Source organism: Burkholderia sp. Bp9142, assembly GCF_003853415.1.
Lineage (GTDB): Bacteria > Pseudomonadota > Gammaproteobacteria > Burkholderiales > Burkholderiaceae > Burkholderia.
In genome coordinates this window covers 14,144-30,667 of record NZ_QTPP01000016.1, presented here as the reverse complement: position 1 = coordinate 30,667, position 16,524 = coordinate 14,144, and the positions used below count along the sequence as shown (strand labels likewise).

The window sequence follows — 16,524 nt, the reverse complement described above, 5'->3', positions numbered from 1 at the left end:
CTCATTCGCTCCGCTCGCCGCTCAGCAGGTCCAGCTTCGGCAGGCTCTCCGGAGCGAGATCCCGGATGATTTCGTAGAAGTCGAGCGCGAGCAGCCGCTGCGCGCGCCGCAGCAGCAGCGGCGCCGGGTGGCTCGGCTCGTGCAGTTCGAAATAGCGGCACATCTTGTCGAGGCCGAGGCGCACGTCGTCGCGGCTCGTGACCTCGGCGTCACGCCAGGCCCGTCCGTTCGGCAAAGCGGTCGGCGCGGATGTGGCTTGCGCGGCGCCGGACGCGGCCGGCGCAACCGGCGTCGAACCGTCCGGTGCGGCCGGCTGCACTGCCGACGCCGGCTCCGGCATCTCGCGGACGATGCGTTGCAACGCCTTCTCCGTATCGCTCGCATCCGGCGCCCATTCGCTGCCGAGCCGGTCTGTCACGCGCGCGCGGATCGCGTCCAGCGCGCGCAGCGCGGCGTGCACCGCGTCGATCGGCACGCGGCCGTCGTCGCGTGCGGTCGACAGCGCGGCGACCAGGCTGTCGCGACTGCCTGCCGCCGGGCCGCCCGCTTCGTCGCGGCCGTCGAGCGCGCGTTCGGCGTCGCGCACGCTCGGGCCGCCGTCGAACAGCGGCTGGCGCCGCGCCGCACGCGCACACTCGTGCGCGCCGGCCACATCGGCGAGCGCGTTGATCCGCGGTGTCGGGTCTGGTTCGCCGTCGGCGTCGAGGCGCGGATGAAGTTCGTCCCACCAGCGCTCGAGCAGGCCCGCGACGACCGCAAGCCCGTCCACGTAGCCGGGCATGCCGTGCTGCTCGGTCCAGCTGCGCGCGAGATACGCGGCGACGCGCAGGTCCTTCGTCCGCGCGCTCAGCGCGAGCGCGAGGCGCTCGATCGCGCGCCAGTCGGGCGTCTCGGCCGGGATCACGGTGTCGCCGTACTGCTGCTCGGCGCGCGGGGTCGCGCGTTCCTGAAGCTGCAGGAAATCGGCGTCGTATTCGAGGTTCTCGCCGCACGGCGCATCGGGCGCGACGTCCGCGAGCAGCCGGCCGATCAGGTCGGCGCGCGGTGTCGCCGCCGGCAGGCCGGGCGACGGCGAGGACAATGCGGCGGCCAGCGCCGCCTGGCTGACGTCATTCGAATGCATAGTCGATGCTGACCGGTTTGCTGCCGAAGTCGATCGCCACGGTGCGGTGCAACGGCGGCAGTGAGCCGTTGCGGATCTCGATCTGATAGACGCCCGGCGTCAGCGACACCGAGCGCAGCGGCGGGCTCGCGCCGCGCCGTGCGCCGTTCACGTACACGTCGCCCCACGGGCGCACGTTGAAGCGCACCTGGACGGTTTCCTGCTTCGGCGGACGCTGCTCTGCGGCCGGCGCGCTGACTGCGGCGACGGCCATGCCGGCGTCCGATGGCGACGCCGGTGCGGTCGACGGCGACGCGGCGGCCTCCGACGGCGGCACGTTGACGACGCGCTCCGACGCATCGAGGCTGCCGGCCGGCGCGATCGTCGAGCTCGAACCGGCTTGCGACGGCGTGGCGCCCGCGACGGCCGTGGCGGGCGTCGCGACCTGCGGCGCGGACGCGGCGGTCCCGACTGCAGGCGCGCTGGCGGGCGCGGCGGCCAGCGATGGCGGCGGCACCTGCGCGGACGATCCGGCCGGCAGGCTCGACGGCGGCACGACGATCGGCGTCGGACCATGCTGGGCGAGCATCGCTTCCGGCACACTGGCCGAGGACGCGGCGCCGGCCAGCGGCTGGCTTGCGCCGGCTTCCGGTTCGCTTGCGACACGCGCGGGTCGCGACAGATAGGTTGCGGCGATGCCGACAACGATCAGCGCGGCCAGCGCGCCACCCACGTAGGTGGGTATGCGCCGGTTGCCGGCCGGGATGAACGACGGGCGGCGCGGGGCGCGGGACGGGGGCGATGCGCCTGACGAGGATGCCGATGTGGATGCACCAGCGGCACCAGCGGCACCAGCAGAACCAGCAGAACCAGCAGAACCAGCAGAACCAGCAGAACCAGCAGAACCAGTAGAACCAGCAATCGGCCCTGCCGTTCCGTTCAGGTTCCCGCTAGCCGTTGCACTGCGCTGCCCGATGTCCGTCCCGTCGCTTGCCGATCGCATGCCGGCGCCATCATGCGCTTCGGGCTTCGACGCTGACTGCTGAGCCCGCTGCGCGTCCTTTGCGCGTTCCCCATTACCTTCACGCCCTTCGGGGCTCCCCGTTTTCGCGGACGGCGACGACGCTTGCGATACAGACGAAGAAGCGGGAGAAGAAGCGAACGACGCCCCCGCCCCCGCAGCCGCCTTCGACGCCGACGAAGCGCCGTCTTCCGGCTTGTCGCTGGCGGCAGCTGGGGCAGCTGGGGCAACTGGTGCGGCAGACGGCGGCGCGACGGCCGCACCATACCCGCCGCCGGCCCGATCGACATCCCGCAACCCGAGTTCCGCCGCGAAAGCCGCGACCGACTCCGGCCGATCCGGGATCCGCAATTGCAGCGCGTGATCGATCGCCGCGAGGAACGCCGGGCTGTACACCTCGCCGGCCGGCAACTCGCGCGACGCGAGCGGCCGGTACGTGTCCTTGATGCTGCGCACGACGGCCGCGGGCGGCAGTTCGCCCGTGATCATCGCGTGCATCACCGCGCCGAGCGCATAGAGATCCGTCCACGGCCCCTGGCTGAACGCGGGATCGTCGGTGTACTGCTCGATCGGCGCGTAGCCGGGCTTGATCATCATCGCGCCGTCGTCGACGAGATCGCCGATCCGCTTGCGTGCCGCGCCGAAGTCGAGCAGGATCGCGCTGCCGTTCGGGCGGATCAGCACGTTGTCGAGCGCGACGTCGCGATGAAAGCATTGCGCGCGATGCAGCGTGTCGAGCGCACCGAGCAGCGCGCCGACGATGTTGCGCAATTGCGTCTCGCTCATCCGCACGCCGCCGTCGAGCAGCTGCTTGAGCGTGCGCCCTTCGTAGAACGGCATGACCATGTATGCGGTGCCGTGGCTCTCCCAGAAATGCAGCACCTTGACGAGCCCCGGGTGGTCGAATTGCGCGAGCAGGCGCGCCTCGTTCAGGAACGCGCCGCGTCCCGCGTCGAACGCCTGCGCGAACCGCTCGGAACGCAGCGACACCGTGTAGTCGCCGCCGCGCGTCGCGAGCATCGACGGCATGTATTCCTTGATCGCGACCGCGCGCCGCAACGTGCGATCGAATGCGCGGTAGACGATGCCGAAACCGCCGATGCCCAGCACCTCGTCGAGCTGCAGCTCGCCGAGGCGATGACCGAGCGGCAGCGGCCGCACCGTGAATTCGGGCGCGTCGCCGCGGGTTGCCGTGTCGTGCTCGTTGTCTCTCGATGAAGGGTCCTTCATGTCCACCTCGCGATACCGCATCCGTGTGGCCCGCCGCCGGCCGCTAGCCGCCGAACAGCGTCAGGAACAGTGCGTTGTCGGGCACACCCGTATGCGCATGCGTGCGCAGCGGCGAACCGTCGGCGCGATTGGTCCACCAGAAGCTCGTCCCGCCGTGCGGATCGAAATAGCCGGACAGCCCGGGCCATGCAGCGAGCGCCGGCCGCTCCGGCAGCGTCGCCGGCATCCCGTCGACGCCTTCCGCCGGTAGCCCGCCGCCCGGCGCGAGCCGCACGCGCTCGAGCGCCTGCTCGAGATCGGCCGGCGCGCGCGCATGCCGGATCGCGTCGAGCAGCGCATGGCCGGCCTGCCAGTAGAACGCGTCGGCGGCGTCCGGCAGCCCGTTCCAGCCGTCGGCCGCCGGCATCGGCAGCGTCACGATCACCGGGTAGTAGCGCCCGACGCGGTCGCAGCTCGGCGCGAGACAGCCCGCCTGCACGCACGACGCGCCGGCGCCCGCCGGCACCAGGAAATTCCAGACCGGCGCGACCGTGTAGTGGCGCGCGATCTCGTCCGGGCCGAGCTGCCGCATCGCGGCCATTCCCGGCTGAAGCCAGAGCTCCCACCAGAGCGCGAGCGCGTGCGGCAGACGGCTGTTCACGAAGTCGCCGGCGCCCGGAATCTTTCCGTACCAGGCCGGGGCGTCGCCATCGGCGCGCGCGAGCGGCGGGAGGCGGCTCATTGCTTCGGAGGGCATGTAAAGGACTCCATCTGGGGCAGCCTGAACGGATTGCGGACACTGCCCGCATTCACCTGCAGCACGAGCGGTTTGCCGTCGACGGTGAAGCGCGCGATCATCTGGTCCGAGCCGCGCCCGGCCGACACGGCGGCGCGGTCGAACAGCCGGTGCAGCGCCCACGGCCCGCCGGTCGTGAAGCCGTCGGTCGCGCCGGCCTGCGCGGACACCTGCAGCCGCACCTGATTGCTGCCGCGCGGGCCGGGCCAGCCCACCGCGCTCTGCACGAGCGGGCCGTGCGCATAGCGGACGATCTGGCCGTCGACGTCGAGCACCATCTCCGTGATCGACGGGTCCATTTCGAGCGGCTGGATCTGCGCCTTCAGTTGCGCGGTGCGTGCGCCGCCGCCGAAATAGACGTCGCGGATCACCGCGGCCTTCTCGAACGACGCAAGCATCGCGGCCGCCGACGGATCGGCATCCGCATTGCGGTTCGCGAAACGCCACGGGTGCGACGTCGTATCGACGATCGACTGCAGGTTCTTCTGGAAGAAATCGTCCATCAGGCCGCCCGGCGCGAACATCTGCGCGAAATCCGCCGGTGCGACGTCGCGCGACGATCCGCGCGCGAACGGATAGCGGCCGACGATCGCCTGCCGGCAGAAGTCGCCGACGTTCGCGCCGGCCCGCTGCGCGACGCTGCGCTGCTCGACGGTCGCGACGCTGCCGTTCGCGACGTTCGACAGGTCGTCGAGCACGTCGCGGAACGGCGTGGGCAGCCGCCCGGCCTGCGCGCGCAGCCGCGCGGGCGCGTCGGACGGCGGCGGCTGGGCGCCGCTGCGCAGCGCATCGTCGGTGGCCGTCAGGTACGTATAGAGCGCGTCGATCGACTTCAGCACCGCGTCGAACGCCTGCGCCTGGTCGCCGCTGCCCGGCGCGAACGCGCGCAGCCCGGCGAAGTGGCTGTCGACCACCTGCTCGGGGCTCGCGGGCGCCGCCGCGGACGGATTCGCGTCGCCTGCGCCCTGCCCCGCGAAGATCTGCGACAGCGAGCTGCGCGCCTCGTCGACCTTGTCCTGTGCGCGCGACGCGAGATTGCGCGCGCCGCCCGGCGCATCGCCGAGCGCCGTGTCGCGCGCAAGCGCGATCATCAGCCGGGTAAGCGGCGAATCCGCCGACGACAGCGCACGTGCGACCTGGATGCTCTGCGCAAGCGTCGCCGTGCGCTGCAGCTTGATGTCGGCGAGATGGTCGTCCCAGATCTTCAGGTAGTCGTTCAGGTACAGCTGCCGGATGTCGCGCGCCCACGCGGCGGCGTCGTTCGGCCCGGGAATCTCGGACAGCCCGAGGTTCAGCACCCACACCTCCTCGCGCCCGTACGCGTCGACCTCGCCGGCAAGGCGCGGCGAGAACACGTTGCGATAGCCGTTGCGCGTATAGAGGCCCGGCACGCCTTCCGACAGCGGCTTGCCGCCCTGGCGGCGGAACACCAGCGATGCGTCGGGCCCCACCGCGCGCGCGACGCTGAAATCGAACGCGGCAGTCGCCGGCCGCAGCGTGCGCGTGAGCTGGCGGTACAGCCGCTGCGAGAACGGCACCTGCCGCAGCCGGTCGCGCACGTCGGCCACGAGCCGCTCGTTCATCGGATACGGCGACACCGCCACCCGGTTGCCGAACAACGCGGCGAGATGCGCACGCAGCGCCGAGCGTTCGGCCGGCGAGAAGTCGGGCGGCAGCGAGCGCTCCATTTCCAGGTCGACGACGGCCTGCACGAACGCGGGATCGTAGTGCGCGCTGTCGTACAGCATCAGATAGGCCTTCAGCGCCGCATACGCGTAGTCGGTTTCGTCCGGACGCGCGTCACTCAGCGCGGCCTCCATCCGGCGCGCGGCGATCGGCAGCAGCACGTCGTCGAGCGCGCGCCGGTACACGGCGTCGACGGCCTCGTCGATCTTCTCGCCCTGAAAGAGGCCCCAGCGGTATGCGAGCGGCGGATGCGACCGGTCGACGCCGCCGGCATTCGCGAGCCCGCCGAGTGCGTCGAGTACCGGCAGCAGCCGCGCGACGTCGGCCGCATCCGAGAATTTCGCGCCGGCGATCTGCGCATCGACGGCGGGCACGCGCTGCGCGATCCGGTCGAGATACGCGCGATTGTTCGAATAGCTGCGCAGCCATGCGGCCAGCACGGCCACGCTCACGAGCGCAAGCAGCGCGTAGCCGGCGATCTGCAGCACGCGCCGCTTCTGATGCCAGCGCAGGTCGCTGCCGGCGAGCGCGGCTTCGCGGAAGATGTGCTCCTGCAGCAGCGACTTCAGGAAGAAGCTGCGCCCGGTCGAGCCGACCTGTGCGACCGGCGGCACGCCCTCGATCTTCAGGAAGCGCTTGATGCCGCTCATCACGCGGTCGAACGCGGTGCCCTCCTGCGTGCCGCTCGTCAGGTAGACGCCGCGCAGCATCGGCATCGGCTCGAAGCTCGACACGGAAAACACTTCGGCGACGAACTGCCCGAGCATGTCCTGCAGGTCGGCCACCTGCTGCGGCAGCAGGTACGCCATCTCGCGCTGGCGCGCATCGGTCTGCGCGGCGAGCAGCTCGGGCAGCCCGTCATTCAGCCGCTGGTGCAGCAGCCGGTATTCGCGGTCGAACGCGGCGCGCAGGTCGAAGCCCGGCGCCTCGCTCTGCGCGAGCGGGAACGTGAAACCCCACACCTGCGCGCATTCCGCGCGGCCGAAGCCGCCGAAATACTCGGCGAAGCCGGCCAGCAGGTCGGCCTTCGTCACGAGCAGGTAGACCGGAAACCGGATGCCGAGCTGCGCGCGCAGTTCGAGCAGCCGCTTGCGCAGCACCATCGCGTGCTGCGTACGCTCGGCTTCCGACGCGCCGACCAGGTCGGCGACGCTGATCGTCAGCATCGCGCCGTTCAGCGGCTGGCGCGTGCGGTATTTCTTCAGCAACTCGACGAAGCCCTTCCACTCGGCTTCGTCGAGAGCGCGATTGCCTTCGTGCGTCGTATAGCGGCCGGCCGTGTCGATCAGCACCGCGTCGTTCGTGAACCACCAGTCGCAGTGCCGGGTGCCGCCCACGCCGCGAATCGCCGCGCGGCCGAATTGCTCGGCGAGCGGAAAGCTGAGCCCGGAATTGACGAGCGCGGTCGTCTTGCCCGAGCCCGGCGCGCCGATGAACACGTACCACGGGAGCTGGTACAGATACTGGCGCGACATCCGGTCGAACCAGCGCGCCCGCCCCTTGCGCGCGGTATCGGCCTGCCCGAAGCGGACTTTCTTCAGCAGCGTCGCGGCCTCGTCGAAGCGGCTGCGCAGCTCGTCGAGCTGGGCCTTCGCCGGATCGTCGGCGGTGGCCGGCCCGGGCGCGGCTTCACGCAGCTGGTTCAGCAACTGCGCGTTCAGGCGGCTCGCGTGCCAGCTTCGCCACGCGACGCGCGCGCCCCACGCGCCGAACAGCACCGCGATCGTCACCGCGCGCGCCCAGGCGCTCTCGAGCGGCCGGACCTCGGCGAACGCGAACAGCGGCCCGGCGAGCCACACGAAGCACGCGAGCACGACCAGACCGGCAACGGTCCAGATCTCCCGCGACGGCAACGGCCGGACGAAACGGGCGACAGCCTGGTTCATGTCAGTGCGCCCCCTGCGTCGCGCCGACGGCGGCGCTGCCGGGCGCCGGCAGCAGCGTGATCTCGACGCGCCGGTTCAGCGCGCGGTTCGCGGGCGTATCGTTCGGCGCGACCGGATCGAGCGTGCCGCGCCCCTCGGCCGCGAGCCGCTCCGGATGGTCGAGGCGCGCGGCGATCATGCCGCGCACGGCCTCCGCGCGTTCGCGCGACAGGTCCCAGTTCGATGCGAAGCGTGCCGTATGCACCGGCGTGTCGTCGGTATAGCCGGTCACGCGCACGTTGCCGGGCACCTGGTTCAGCGCATCCGCGACCCGCGCGAGCACCGGCGCGTAACGGTCGATCACCGACGTCGAGCCGGACTTGAACAGCCCGTCGCCACGCAGCACGATCACGCTGCGATCGGCGTCGTCGCGCACCGCCACGAGGCCGGCCGCGATCTCGGGCGCCAGGAACTTCGCGACGCGCGGCACCGGCGCCGGGCGCGGCGGCGCCTGCGCGGGCTGCAGCTTCGGCACGTGCAGCCCGTCGATCGACGCGAACAGCTGGTCCGAATGCCCGGCCAGCGCGACGCGCAGACCGACGAACACGCCGAAGCCGATCAGCAACGCGAGCGCCGCGCACACCCACAGCGGCACGACGAAGCGGCGCGCCACGTCGCGTGTGACGACGTCGCGCCAGTGCGGCGACAACGCGGGATCGAATTCGCCGCGCACCGAGCGGATCGTGTGGGCCAGCTGCCGGCGCAGCGCGTCGAGCTCCGCGTGGCCGTTGTCGAGCACCCGGTAGCGGCCTTCGAAACCGAGCGCGAGACAGAAATACAGCAGCTCCAGCAGGTCGAGATGCTGGCGCGGCTGCTGCGACAGGCGTTCGAGCAGGTGGAAGAACTTCTCGCCGCCCCAGGTTTCGTTATGGAACGACACGAGCAGGCTGTGCGACGACCACACGCTGCCGCCCCACGGCGTCAGCGCGGCCGCCTCGTCGAGCGCCGTGCACAGACAGTAGCGCGCGCCGATGATCGCCTCCGACGGCACGCCGGCTTCCTGTGCGCGCGCCTCGAACTGGCGGATCTCGACGACGAGATGCTCGCGCAGCCACGCCGGATTCGGATGATGGACGGTCGAGCGGATCTGCGGCACCAGGTTGAGCAGCGGGTTCGCGGCCGCGACGAGCGGGTTCGTGCCGCTCGCGGCCCAGCGGCCCGGGCGCGGCTGCGTGGCCGTCGGCCCGGCCGCGCCGGACGCCGCGGCCGGATGCATGCCGCCCGGATTCGGCGGCACGAATCCGCCGGCGCCGGCGGAAATCGAATCGGAGGAAGAATTCATCGCGCTGCCCCGCCCTCACCCGCGTATCGCCCAGAACTCCATCGAGAGCCCGGGGAATTCGCCGGCGAAATGAAATGCGAGACCGCCGGAGCGCGCCAGCTGCTTCCACAGGTCGCCGCCCTTGTCGATCTCGAAGTACGTATGACCCGCGTGATACGGGATCTGCCGCGGCGCAACCGGCAACTGGCGCATCGTGATGCCCGGCAGCTGCAACTGCACCAGGTCGCGGATCCGCTCGACCGGGCCGAGTTTCGCCTGCGCGGGAAACCGCGCGCGCAGGCTGTCGGCCGGCACGTCCGCGCGCACCGCGAGCACGAAGCCGGCCGTGTCGCGCAGCGCGGGATCGGCGAGCGTCGCGACCCGGATGCCGTTGCCCGCGTCGCGCAGCTCGATCTGGATCGCGTTTTGCTCCAGCACCGTCGACAGCGACCGGCGCAGCTCCGTCATCAGTTCGGCGAAGCTCGTGCGCAGGTCGTCGTGCACGTAGACCGCGAGCGATTGCGGGCGCCGGCCGGCCGCCGTGAACGTGCTGAGGTCGCACGCGAGCTTCAGCCAGTCACGGAACAGCGCCTCCGGATGCGTCGCGACATCCTGCTGCGCATGCCAGGTCAGCGCCAGATAGCGGTTCACGAGTTGCAGCAGCAGGAAATCCGCGACTTCCGACACGCCGCCGCGCCCCGGTTCCGACAGGCGCTCGGCCAGCGCTTCGCTGCGCTGCGTCAGCAGTCCGTGCAGTTCGCGCGTGTACGCCAGCAACGCGGCATCGCGCTGCGCGACCAGGCGCGGCGGAATGTAGCCGTCGTCGACGAGCAGCCGCGCGTCGGTACGCCGCTCGACGATCCGCACGACGCCGAGCGCATGCCAGTCGCCGGTCAGCTCGGTGTCGAGCATCAGCCGGACGTTCAGGCGCCCTGTCTGCAGCAGCGCGGGGCCGAGCGCGACCGCGTTCGCGTCAGCCACTTCGTACTCGCGCACCACGTAGCGTGCGACGTCCGGGCCGCCGCCGCCGCCGCTGGCCGCGTCGGCACCGAACGACACGTCCTCGCCACCGCCGCGCCACAGCGGCAGCGCGAGCACGACCAATGGGTCCTTCACATCGGCCGGCACGTCGAGCGGTTCGGGGAGATCATCGGGATGCGACAGGTCGAACGGCGTGCCGTCGCGCATCACGCCCGCCGCCGCGCGCAATGCGACCTTGCCGAGCGCGAGCTGCTCACGGTCGATCTCGAGCGTGTCGAAACCCCAGTAGAACCCCTGCAGCGGCACGCAACGCAGCGCGACGTAGCGTTCCCAGTGCCGTTCGAGCTGCTGGAAATGCTGCGGCCGCAGGAACATCCCCTCGGTCCACACCACGCGCTGACGCAGTGCGGCGACCGGCGTTGCGGACATGGTCGGTTCCGTCATGGGCGCCCCCGCGCGTCGTTCAACGCGAGACCGCCGTTCCTGACCGCGATCGACAGCTTCAGCTCGCCGGGCGACGTCTGCCAGAACTTGTATGCGTTGAGCTGCTTGGCGCGCGGCAGCGGCACCGTCAGGCGCCAGCGGTTCCTGTCGAGCATCCGGTATTCGGCGACGACGCCGATCGCACCGGCCTCGACATTGCCGCGGTAGTGCAGCGTGCGCGACTCGCCCGGCCGCAGGATCACGCGATCGGTGCCGAGCAGGTCCGCGCCGAGGATGTTCTCCGGCTTGTCCTGGAGCGAGAAGAAGTCCGCGCCATCGAACGCCGACGCCGCGCGCAGCTGGAACACCTTCAGCACGATCGGCGAAGGCTTGCGGTTGAGGTCAGGGTTGACGTCCGGCGCAACGTCGACCGTGATCGCATACGGCACCGCGGCGGCACGCTCCGTCGCGCCGCATCCGGGCAACAGCAATGCACATCCCAATACGATGAACCCGCTCGACCGCCATCGCATATTTCACCCTCGCAGCGCAATAATCCCCCCGCCGATTTCCATACGCGAAACCGGAGTTCCTGATTAAAAGGGGACAATTAATTGACCGGTAATTATGTGGCTTGCATACCCTTCCGCTGAAATTGTATTCGGCAACTTATTCTTGTGAAAAGCCGGGTCAAATCGCCAATTACGAGCCGGGATCGAAATTGGGGAGATGACGATGGGTTGAATTGATTTCAGTCACTTTGAGAAGACGTGTTAATCCGACCGGTTCGCCGCGGCGGCCCGGTTCTATTGCATGGACACTTGCTGTATGGACGCGGAACCCAGGCTCGCCGGCTGTCGACGGTGGGTGGCTTACGCCCCGTGGGTCGTGCGCGGCTGTTTGCATTGCCCGAATGGACGGCCCGCCGTTTCGACCATTGACGGGCGCAGAGCAAACAACTGACGAATCCCAAAAGCACAGCGAACTATAGAATCGATTTTATGGATTAACAAGTCGAAAATCCGGAATTGATTTGAGTGGTAACTCGAACGCAATTCGCCAATTGAAACAAAAAGTAACGGCGGCATCGGCCGGCATGATTGGCACTAAAATCCAACAGCGCTTGTGCGCCACCTTCCAATTACGCAAATATTTCATTTCAACATGAAAGGCCGCTCATCGATCGTGATTTGTCTCGGCGCCTTGTTGCTGGGAATCGGCGGGTGCAGCACGTCTCCCACGCAGTCGGCGGCGCGCGCCGCGGTCGACAGCGCGCGTGCGGCCTACGGCGCCGGCGACTACGGACGCACGATCGCGATCCTGAGCCATGCGAAGGAAATCGACGGAGCCGATACCGACACGCAGGTCGCCGCGCACAAGCTGCTCGCGTTCAGCTACTGCGTGACGAACCGTATCGCGCCGTGCCGCGCGGAATTCTCGAAGATTCTGGACCTCAACCCGCGCTTCGACTTGTCCCCCGCCGAGAAGGGACATCCGATCTGGGGGCCCGCGTTCGAATTCACGCGCCGCAGACATGCGTCGTCATCCTGACCGAACCGGTTTCCCTGCGAGCGCTTCATGACCGAGCGACGTATGACATGCAACTGATCGTGATCGAACACGCCGGCGAGCCGGTCGAAAGCGACTCCTATGACGCCGTCGTGTTCCACCCGCCCGGCGGCACCATCGGGCGGGCCACCGACAACCATCTCGTGCTGCGCGACGACACCCGGCAGGTCTCCCGGCTGCAGGCCCTGCTGCAGGTCGGCGACGATGCGTGCCTGCTGAAGAACCTGAGCAGCGTGTCGACGATCGAGGTGAATCGCGAGCCCGTCGGCTATGCGCAGGAGCGCCCGCTCAATACCGGCGACATCATCCGCATCGGGCCGTACGTGCTGCGGGCCGAGCGTGACGACGGACATGAGGCGCCGGTCGTCGACATGCCCTCCGCTTCCAACGCCAGCCCCGCCCAGCCAGGCGCGCCGGAGATGGCCGCTCGCGCACACGGCGAGACGAAAGGCGCCGGCAACCGGCTGTGGGGCCTGCTGCAGGATCGCCTCGTCCCGCGCGGCAAGGCGGCGGACGCCGGCACCCGGTCCGGCACGGCGCGCAGGGAGGCTGGGCAGCCGGCAAGCCGCACCGCGCCATCGGCGCCATCGCAGCGCGACCTGAATCAGCTGTCGACTGATCCGCTCGACCTGTTCGCGCAGTCGTCGCCCGATATCGTTGGATCGGGTTCGGCGTCACCGGCCGAACGCGGCAAGGCGGATCGCGACGCATCGTCCGCGACGCAGGCCGACCACGCGCCCGAGTGGACGCAGCATGTGCGCGTGCAACCGGCGGCAGCGCACGCCGGGCCGCGGCCGGCCGACGCACCTGCACCGCAGGCTAGCCGCGTGCCGACGCCCGACGAACTGCTGAACGCGTTCTTCGAAGGCGCCGGACTCGATACCGCCGCCGAATCGCATCAGTGGTCGGCTGAACAGTTGTACATCGCGGGGCAGTTGCTGGCGCTGTTCGCGAACGGCACGGTCGAGCTGCTGTCGTCGCGCAGCATCCTGAAGCGGGAGGTGAAGGCGCACATGACGATGCTGCTCGATCGCGAGAACAACCCGCTGAAGCTGCTGCCGGACGGCGGCGCCGTGCTGCGCCAGATGTTCGGACTGCCGCTGCCGGGCTTCATGTCGCCGCAGAGCGCGGTCAGCGACGCGTTCCAGGATCTGCATGCGCACCAGATCGGCATGGTCGCGGGCATGCGCGCCGCGCTCATGGACCTGCTGACGCGCTTTTCGCCGCAGCGGCTGCGCGAGCGCGACGATGCGATGCGCTGGTACGAGAAGCGGGTGCCCGCGCTCTACAAGGCGAGGATGTGGGATCGCTACGCGGCGACCCATCGCGACACGGTGTTCGCGATCGAGGACGATTTCGCGTCGGTATTCGGCAAGGCGTTTCTCGCGGCGTACGACGCGGAGGTGGAAAGCTATCGCGGCAGCAGCCGGCATTGAGCGGCGGGCGCCGTGTGTCCCGTGCTCGACGGGGGCGACCGCCATTACCGGGCAAAACCGACAGCGAACGAAGCAGAAAGGACCAGAAACAACAAGGCCGGGCAGCACGCCCGGCCAGGAGCAACCTGCCGTGCGCGCCGCGCAAACGGCGGCACGCATGCGGTCGAACGGTCGTCAGACCGCCATCACCGTCACCGACTTCGTGACGAGATACGGCTCCAGCGCTTCCGGCCCGCCTTCCGACCCGTAGCCCGAATCCTTCACGCCGCCGAACGGCATTTCCGGCCACGGTGTCGCGGGCTGGTTGATCCACAGCATCCCGACCTCAAGGCGCTGCGTCAGCAGGTGCACGTTCGCGAACGAACGCGTGAACGCGTAGCCGGCCAGCCCGAACGGCAAACGGTTCGCTTCGGCGATCGCGTCCTCGAGCTTGTCGAAACCGCGGATTGCGGCGACCGGGCCGAACGGCTCGTTGTTGAACACGTCCGCTTCGAGCGGCACGTTCGCGATCACGGTCGGCGCGAAGAAGTTGCCTTCCGAGCCGATCCGTTCGCCGCCGGTCTCGATGCTGGCGCCGACCTTGCGTGCGTTGTCGACGACCGACGCCATCGCGGTCAGCCGGCGCGGGTTTGCCAGTGCGCCGAGCGTCGTGCCTTCCTCGAGGCCGTTGCCGACCTTCAGCCCTTCGGCATGCTGGACCAGCGCGCGCGTGAATTCGTCGCGGATGCTGTTGTGCACGAGGAAACGCGTCGGCGAAATGCACACCTGGCCCGCGTTGCGGAACTTCGCGCCGCCGGCGGCCTTCACCGCCAGCGCGACGTCCGCATCCTCGGCGACGATCACCGGTGCGTGGCCGCCCAGTTCCATCGTCGCGCGCTTCATGTGCTGGCCGGCGAGCGCGGCGAGCTGCTTGCCGACCGGCGTCGAGCCCGTGAACGTCACCTTGCGGATCACCGGATGCGGAATCAGGTACGACGAGATTTCCGCCGGATCGCCGTACACGAGGCCGATCACGCCGGCCGGCACGCCCGCATCGACGAACGCGCGCAGCAGCGCGGCCGGCGATGCCGGGGTTTCTTCCGGCGCCTTCACGAGGAACGAGCAGCCGGTCGTGAGCGCGGCGCTCAGCTTGCGCACGACCTGGTTGACCGGGAAATTCCACGGCGTGAACGCCGCGACCGGGCCGACCGGCTCCTTCACGACCGTCTGCTGCGCGCCGAGATTGCGGGGCGGCACGATCCGGCCGTACACGCGGCGGCCTTCGTCGGCGAACCATTCGATGATGTCGGCTGCCGACAGCACTTCGACGCGTGCTTCCGTCAGCGGCTTGCCCTGCTCCTGCGTCATCAGCTGCGCGATCGTGTCGGCGCGTTCGCGCACCAGCGCCGCGGCCTTGCGCATCGTCGCCGCGCGCTCGTGCGCGGGCACCTTGCGCCATGCTTCGAAACCGCGCTGCGCCGCAGCCAGCGCGCGATCGAGATCGGCGATGCCCGCGTGGGCCACCTTGCCGATCGTCTTGCCCGTCGCCGGATTCACGACGTCGATCGTCTTGCCGCTCGCGGCATCGACCCACTCGCCGTCGATCAGCAGTTGTGTATCCGTATAAGTCACGTTAGCCATCCAGACACCCCAGTTTTACGTCGATAAAACGCGCGCTGCCGCAAACGGCCGCGCGCCGGTTGACAGAAAGAGCCGCGTTGCCGGGTGCGCTGCATCCGGCAATGTTCGACGACGGGGCACGCGGCACGCCTGCCCGTCGTCATCCGCCATGTTCGGCCGCGCTCAGCGCGCGGCCGCCGTCGCCTTGCGGAGTTTCGCGACGTCCGCCGCCTGCACGGCCGGCGCGTTGTTGTTCCAGCCGGCGCGCATGAACGTCAGCACGTCGGCGATCTGCCGGTCGTTCAGCTCGTTCGCGAACGCCGGCATCGGGTACGCGGACGGCACGCCGCCGATCACGAGCGACTCGCTGCCGTTCAGCGTCACGTTGATCAGCGACGATGCATCGGCCTCGAGCACGTTCGGGTTGCCGGCGAGCGGCGCGAGCAGCGGCGCGTAGCCGCGGCCGTCCGCGCCATGGCAATGCAGGCAGTAAGCGTTATACACCTTTGCGCCCGGATCGTTTGCCGGCCGGCCCAGCGCGACCTGCGTCGCCTTCGGATCATAGCGGTAAGGCGGCGCGCCCGTGCCGCCCGCCGCCGGCAACGACTTCAGGTAGCGGGAAATCGCCGCCAGATCGTCGCCGGTCAGCGCCTGCGTGCTGTGGTTGATCACGCTGACCATCGAGCCGAACGCGGTCGCATGCCGGTTCGCGCCGGTCTTCAGGAACTGCGCGACCTCCGCGTCGCTCCAGCGGCCGAGCCCCGTATTGGGCTCGCCGGTCAGGTTCGACGCGAACCAGTTGTCGATCGGCGCGCCCGACAGGAACGCCGCGCCGCCTTCGTCCAGCGCCTTCTCCTGGAAGCCGGCGCCGCGCGGCGTATGGCACGACCCGCAATGCCCGAGCCCCTGCACGAGATACGCGCCGCGGTTCCACATCGCATCCCTTGACGCCTTGTCGGTGTACGGCTTCGTGTCAAGGAACACCGCGTTCCACAGCGCCAGCGGCCAGCGCATGTCGAGCGGCCACGGAATCTCGGACGCACGGTTCGCCTGCTTCACGGGCTCGACGCCGTGCATGAAGTACGCGTACAGCGCCTTCACGTCGTCGTCGCGCAGCTTCGCATACGACGGATAAGGCATCGCCGGATACAGGCGATGGCCGTCCTTCGCAACGCCCAGGCGCAGCGCGCCCGCGAACTCGGCTTCCGTATAGCCGCCGATGCCTGTTTCCGGGTCGGGCGTGATGTTGGTCGTGTAGATCGCGCCCATCGGCGTGACCATCCTCAGGCCGCCGGCGAATGGCGTGCCGCGCGGCGCGGTGTGGCACGCCACGCAGTCGCCCGCCTTCGCGAGATACGCGCCGCGTGCAACCAGCGCGCCGTCGGCCGGCGCCGATTGCGCGGCATGCGCCGCCGGGCCGGCCATCAGCGCGGAGAGCGCGATCATCGATGCGCGGAGCGTATGAGCGACGCGGTTCAAGCGGTTCAGGGTGGGGTTTCGCATGGTTCGACCCTCT

General features: G+C 69.7%; 11 protein-coding genes. 2 read left to right on the top strand and 9 right to left on the bottom strand.

Annotated elements, in window-relative coordinates:
• Window position 1: 1 nt before the first annotated feature.
• The 7 genes from tssA to tssJ are packed head-to-tail and all read right to left on the bottom strand — an operon-like array spanning window position 2 to window position 10,937.
• Window positions 2-1,123, bottom strand: a complete 1,122-nt coding sequence (gene tssA / locus DIE22_RS19045) for a type VI secretion system protein TssA (RefSeq protein WP_124498844.1) — start codon at window positions 1,121-1,123, stop codon at window positions 2-4.
• Window positions 1,110-3,353 (bottom strand): serine/threonine-protein kinase, encoded by a 2,244-nt coding sequence (locus tag DIE22_RS19040; RefSeq protein ID WP_124605866.1) that lies wholly within the window; start codon window positions 3,351-3,353, stop codon window positions 1,110-1,112. The genes tssA and DIE22_RS19040 overlap by 14 nt, the downstream gene beginning before the upstream one ends.
• A 43-nt stretch (window positions 3,354-3,396) precedes the next feature.
• On the bottom strand, window positions 3,397-4,089 hold the full coding sequence (tagF, locus tag DIE22_RS19035; protein WP_124498846.1) for a type VI secretion system-associated protein TagF: 693 nt from the start codon (window positions 4,087-4,089) through the stop codon (window positions 3,397-3,399).
• Window positions 4,071-7,700, bottom strand: coding sequence for a type VI secretion system membrane subunit TssM (gene tssM / locus DIE22_RS19030; RefSeq protein ID WP_124605865.1), 3,630 nt, complete (start codon window positions 7,698-7,700; stop codon window positions 4,071-4,073). Before tssM ends, tagF begins: the two co-directional genes overlap by 19 nt.
• Window position 7,701: 1 nt before the next feature.
• Entirely contained in the window at window positions 7,702-9,021 is a 1,320-nt protein-coding gene (locus DIE22_RS19025) for a DotU family type VI secretion system protein (protein ID WP_124605864.1), read from the bottom strand.
• Window positions 9,022-9,036: 15 nt separating this feature from the next.
• Window positions 9,037-10,425 (bottom strand): type VI secretion system baseplate subunit TssK, encoded by a 1,389-nt coding sequence (gene tssK, locus DIE22_RS19020; RefSeq protein WP_124605863.1) that lies wholly within the window; start codon window positions 10,423-10,425, stop codon window positions 9,037-9,039.
• Window positions 10,422-10,937: a type VI secretion system lipoprotein TssJ gene (gene tssJ / locus DIE22_RS19015; protein ID WP_124498850.1), complete on the bottom strand. Its 516-nt coding sequence runs from the start codon at window positions 10,935-10,937 to the stop codon at window positions 10,422-10,424. Before tssJ ends, tssK begins: the two co-directional genes overlap by 4 nt.
• 631 nt (window positions 10,938-11,568) lie before the next feature.
• Between tssJ and DIE22_RS19010 the strand changes: the two genes are divergently transcribed.
• The gene (locus DIE22_RS19010; protein ID WP_124605862.1) at window positions 11,569-11,955 is read left to right on the top strand and encodes a TssQ family T6SS-associated lipoprotein; all 387 of its coding nucleotides are present in this window, start codon (window positions 11,569-11,571) and stop codon (window positions 11,953-11,955) included.
• Between the two features lie 47 nt (window positions 11,956-12,002).
• A complete protein-coding gene (gene tagH, locus DIE22_RS19005; protein WP_124605861.1) occupies window positions 12,003-13,409 on the top strand; it encodes a type VI secretion system-associated FHA domain protein TagH in 1,407 nt (468 codons plus the stop codon).
• Between the two features lie 174 nt (window positions 13,410-13,583).
• Here tagH and DIE22_RS19000 read toward each other — a convergent pair whose 3' ends face one another.
• Window positions 13,584-15,029 carry an NAD-dependent succinate-semialdehyde dehydrogenase gene (locus DIE22_RS19000; protein ID WP_124498853.1) on the bottom strand — a complete coding sequence of 482 codons (1,446 nt, stop codon included), beginning with the start codon at window positions 15,027-15,029 and terminating at the stop codon, window positions 13,584-13,586.
• A gap of 162 nt (window positions 15,030-15,191) precedes the next feature.
• The gene (locus DIE22_RS18995; RefSeq protein WP_124605860.1) at window positions 15,192-16,511 is read right to left on the bottom strand and encodes a cytochrome c; all 1,320 of its coding nucleotides are present in this window, start codon (window positions 16,509-16,511) and stop codon (window positions 15,192-15,194) included.
• Window positions 16,512-16,524 lie beyond the last annotated feature (13 nt).

Bases quoted from the DNA above. Each gene is read 5' to 3' on its own strand.
- DIE22_RS19025 (WP_124605864.1), bottom strand. From the start codon at position 9,021: ATGAATTCTTCCTCCGATTCGATTTCCGCCGGCGCCGGCGGATTCGTG.
- tssA (WP_124498844.1), bottom strand. From the start codon at position 1,123: ATGCATTCGAATGACGTCAGCCAGGCGGCGCTGGCCGCCGCATTGTCC.
- DIE22_RS18995 (WP_124605860.1), bottom strand. From the start codon at position 16,511: ATGCGAAACCCCACCCTGAACCGCTTGAACCGCGTCGCTCATACGCTC.
- tssJ (WP_124498850.1), bottom strand. From the start codon at position 10,937: ATGCGATGGCGGTCGAGCGGGTTCATCGTATTGGGATGTGCATTGCTG.
- tagF (WP_124498846.1), bottom strand. From the start codon at position 4,089: ATGCCCTCCGAAGCAATGAGCCGCCTCCCGCCGCTCGCGCGCGCCGAT.
- tssK (WP_124605863.1), bottom strand. From the start codon at position 10,425: ATGACGGAACCGACCATGTCCGCAACGCCGGTCGCCGCACTGCGTCAG.
- tssM (WP_124605865.1), bottom strand. From the start codon at position 7,700: ATGAACCAGGCTGTCGCCCGTTTCGTCCGGCCGTTGCCGTCGCGGGAG.
- DIE22_RS19000 (WP_124498853.1), bottom strand. From the start codon at position 15,029: ATGGCTAACGTGACTTATACGGATACACAACTGCTGATCGACGGCGAG.
- tagH (WP_124605861.1), top strand. From the start codon at position 12,003: ATGCAACTGATCGTGATCGAACACGCCGGCGAGCCGGTCGAAAGCGAC.
- DIE22_RS19010 (WP_124605862.1), top strand. From the start codon at position 11,569: ATGAAAGGCCGCTCATCGATCGTGATTTGTCTCGGCGCCTTGTTGCTG.
- DIE22_RS19040 (WP_124605866.1), bottom strand. From the start codon at position 3,353: ATGAAGGACCCTTCATCGAGAGACAACGAGCACGACACGGCAACCCGC.